The organism is Bacteriovorax sp. DB6_IX, from assembly GCF_000447775.1.
Taxonomy (GTDB): Bacteria; Bdellovibrionota; Bacteriovoracia; order Bacteriovoracales; family Bacteriovoracaceae; genus Halobacteriovorax_A.
This window is the reverse complement of the sequence record NZ_AUNJ01000203.1, coordinates 1-2,487: the sequence shown is the minus strand read 5'-3', so window position 1 is coordinate 2,487 and position 2,487 is coordinate 1. Positions and strand designations below refer to the sequence as shown.

3 protein-coding genes are annotated in these 2,487 nt (G+C 36.1%); all 3 read right to left on the bottom strand.

Features of this window, described 5'->3' with window-relative positions; all coding sequences use genetic code 11:
• On the bottom strand, positions 1-609 hold a 609-nt coding region (locus M901_RS06065), incomplete at its 3' end, for a tol-pal system YbgF family protein (protein ID WP_021277300.1).
• 161 nt (positions 610-770) lie between these two features.
• Positions 771-1,517 carry an ABC transporter substrate-binding protein gene (locus M901_RS06060; RefSeq protein WP_021277302.1) on the bottom strand — a complete coding sequence of 249 codons (747 nt, stop codon included), beginning with the start codon at positions 1,515-1,517 and terminating at the stop codon, positions 771-773.
• 42 nt (positions 1,518-1,559) lie between these two features.
• Positions 1,560-2,345, bottom strand: a complete 786-nt coding sequence (locus M901_RS06055) for a cobalamin-binding protein (protein WP_021277301.1) — start codon at positions 2,343-2,345, stop codon at positions 1,560-1,562.
• Between the last annotated feature and the right edge of the window lie 142 nt (positions 2,346-2,487).

The following is a 2,487-nucleotide window of genomic DNA, read 5'->3' as shown; positions in this document are numbered from 1 at the left end:
GAAGAATTCTTTTTCCTTTCCTTGTTTAAGATATGACATTCCCAGCCAAAGCTTAGATCCTAGGTAGAATTTTGAAGTTGGATACCTCTCAACTAAGTCTTTAAAGTATTTTTCACTCCACTGATAATGCTTACCAGTTTCAAAAGAAGCAACTCCCGCTTGGAAGAGAAACTTATCATCTTTAGATTTATTATTTGGGAAATGATTTGAGAATTCATTGAAAAACTGTGCACTCTTCTCATAGTTCTTGCTATCAAACTCTTTCTCTGCGATTGCGAGCATCTGTTCAGGCTTCCACTTATAAACATCAAATTTTACAAGATCATCTGGACTAACCTTTCTTACACTAGCAAGAGTTCTTTGGGCCGGTTTCCCTTTATTCTCAAGTTGAGTCTCTAAATAGAAATTTCTACTCTCCACCGTCTTTAGCTTATACTTAAGCTGCATAATCTCATTTCTCAGGTGTTGATTTTCCTTATTAAGCACAAGGACTTTGTCCTCTAAAGAGTTCAAAACTCTTGCCCTATGCTCAACATGATCAACTAGATCACAAGATGTTAGAGTGGCTAAAAATGATAAGAATAGTGTTGTTTTAATTACTTTTTTCATGGACCTTGTCCTAGCTCCTATACAATTCGTCAATTAGCTATTCGGTCAAAGTCTTAAATTGTTTAATTTTTTTTCACCAAGGCGATTTATGGAAATACTTTCTGATAAAGACCTTAACCAACCTCATTACTCAATTATAACACAGATTGATCTTTAGACTCTTAAGGTACTGAAATAATGGATGAGATGGTCGGCTTCCCATATTTTTGAAGCTTTTTTTGATAGAGGCGCTCTTTATATAGTGATTCTATAACCTCCTTGAGTTTTATCCTCTTATCCAAGGGGAGATCTTTTCTAACAATGATCCATTGTTTCTTGCCCCCTTCTAGAAGTAGAGTCTTTCCAAAGTTTGAGAGATCATAGCCAAGCTCTTTAACCCAGTAATAAAAAGCAGGCTCAGAAAAAACCCCAGCATCGGACAGTCTATTACTGGCCAAAACCTTTACCGACTGTTCATAACTATTAACTCGGATAATATTGAGAGGGACTCCTTCTAACTGTCGGTATGAAGCAGATCTATGAAAGACAAACCTCTTCTTATCAAGATCTTTTAAAGACTGAATTTTTGAGCTTTTCTTAGTCGCGACAATCACATCAATTTCAAATTGAACGGCGAGTCTATCTCCTGCTTCTAGAGAATCACGATGGGCTTGGGAAGAGATAAGATCAATCTCACCATTTTTAAGGAGGCTAAGCATTCTCTTAAAAGGAAGGATAGTATTTTGATATTTATATCCTGATCTCTTACCAATTTCTTCATTTAACTCATAAATAATTCCATGCTTGCCTTTAGAGTCTTCCCAGCCATAAGGAGGAAGATCCATTGTTCCTATCTTTAAAATGAAGTTATCTTGCGCAAGCACAGATAGAGAAAGCAGAATGAATATAAGAAGTCTTACGAACATCATGACTGTCATTCTAAGTGAAAGCAGTGTTAAACAAAAGTTAAATTAGGATATATTTGATCGAACAAGTTCGAGCAAAATATCTATTCCACTAATAATTGGTGCTGGACCAGGCTGAAGAAAGATCTCTGGTTTAAGTTCATAAATCTTATCGTCTCGTACAGCATTAATAATACTCCAGCCTTCTCTTTCTTTAATATGCGAAACATTCACTTTCTTCCCACACCAACAGGCCAAAATGATATCAGGATTCCTTTCTATAACATCTTGTGATTGAATATACCTATCCTTGGCCATGGGACCAAGCTCACTATTAGGAAAGATCAACTCACCACCACAGAGTTCTACTATTTCATTAAACCAATGAATTCCAGCAATCATTGGTTCATCCCACTCTTCAATATAAATACGAGGTCGAGCTTTGAGAGAAGATGAAAAACGTAGGGCCTGTTCTATTTTTTCTTTAAGCTCTTTTACATACTCCTCTGCCCTATCCTGAGCTCCAACAAGTCTTCCAATCATCAGGGTGTAATCTAAAATTTCATCCAAAGATCTATGATTCGCTATAAAGACATTGAGCCCTTGCTCAATTAAATCTCTTGCCAGATCCTTTTGAATATCAGAGAAACCGATAACTAAATCAGGACGTAGATCGACAATCTTTTTTATATGTCCACTAACAAAAGCTGTAACTTTTGGAAGTGCCTTCGCCTCTTCAGGTCTTTCAACATAAGCTGAAACCCCAACAATTCGATGACCTTCACCTAGAGCAAAGAGAATCTCCACGGCTTCTTCTGTTAGGCAAACTATTCTTCTAGGGAACAAACTCATAAATTAACCTTCTTTTAATGACGATTAGCTCATATAGGTTAAATAAAAGTCAAATCTTCGTCAAAAGTGTTCTAGATCAATGAATTCTATAAGATTATTTGCTAGAATCGATTCATTCGAAGAATAAAAAGGAATTAGAANG